This window comes from Pseudoalteromonas sp. SG43-7 (assembly GCF_014164295.1).
Taxonomy (GTDB): Bacteria; Pseudomonadota; Gammaproteobacteria; order Enterobacterales; family Alteromonadaceae; genus Pseudoalteromonas; species Pseudoalteromonas rhizosphaerae.
In genome coordinates this window covers 1-1,289 of record NZ_JACJEY010000144.1, presented here as the reverse complement: position 1 = coordinate 1,289, position 1,289 = coordinate 1, and the positions used below count along the sequence as shown (strand labels likewise).

At 53.5% G+C, this 1,289-nt stretch carries 1 protein-coding gene; it reads left to right on the top strand.

Annotated elements, in window-relative coordinates:
- On the top strand, positions 1–1,289 hold a 1,289-nt coding region (locus H5200_RS23155), incomplete at both ends, for an Ig-like domain-containing protein (RefSeq protein ID WP_182762835.1).

The following is a 1,289-nucleotide window of genomic DNA, read 5'->3' as shown; positions in this document are numbered from 1 at the left end:
TGGAGTGTCACGGCCAGCAGTGATTTAGCGGAGGGTGACTTTAGTGTTACCGCCACCGTTGAAGATGGCGTGGGTAATCAAGGCACCGCCAGCGTCACTGGGATCATTGATACCACCATGCCGGATATCAGTATTAATCCGCCAGCCGACAGTAACGATACCACGCCTACCATCAGTGGCACCGCCAGTGCGCCACAGGGCAGCATAGTGACACTGGTGTTTAATGATGCCGCGGGTAATTCACACACAGTCACTACGCAAATGACACCATCAGGCACATGGTCAGTGCCGGCGCTGGATGCATTAGCAGAAGGTACTTATACGGTTACTGCAAGTGTATCAGATCAAGCGGGGAACCCAGCCAGTGCGAGTGTGACCGGGTTAATTGATGTCACCGCGCCGGTCATTAGCGTGAATGCGCTGGCAGATAGCAGTGATGTTACTCCGCTCATCAGTGGCCAAAGCAGTGGGGTGCCAGCGGGTACGCAAGTGAACGTTACAATCATCGCTGCCAATGGCGCAGTACAAAGCGCGACAGCAACAACGGATGGCGCAGGCAATTGGTCCGTGGAGGCCAGTAATGCGATTATCGAAGGCGAGTACACAGTGAATGTCAGTGTGACAGACTCCGCAGGCAATACCGGCACCGATAGCGAAACTGGGGTGATAGATACAACCGCGCCAAGCGTCACTATAGATGCACCCGCATTGACGAACGACAATACGCCAGTGGTGACAGGCACATCGGATCTAGCCAATAGTGACATTGCGATTACCTTTACGGATGGCAATGGCAGCCATACGGTGACAGTACAAACCAATGCTAGCGGTAATTGGAGTGCAGAAGCCACGCAGCCGCTTATCGATGGTGCGTACACCGTGACTGCCAGTCTCACTGATGCCGCAGGTAATACCGGCAACGCCAGTGACAATGGCGTGGTGGATACAATTCCACCAGAGCTTGCGTTTGTGCCCACCTTCCTATTAGGACAGTTAGTGTCTCTCAGCGGTACCTCCGATTTACCTGCTGGTAGTACTATCACCATCACTGAAAATCTCATTGGTGGCGGTATAGGCGCAACCTATACCACTACAACTGACGCCAATGGCGACTGGACGCTTGTGGGCTTAACCATTCCACTGCTAACAGTGGCCTCTGTGACTGCCAGTGCCAGTGATGAAGCAGGTAATGTGCGCACGATCACTTCGACTGATTTTGATGGTACGCCACCGACGCTCACGGTGAGCGTCGATACATTGAGCAATGACAACACCCCAGCCATTAGTGG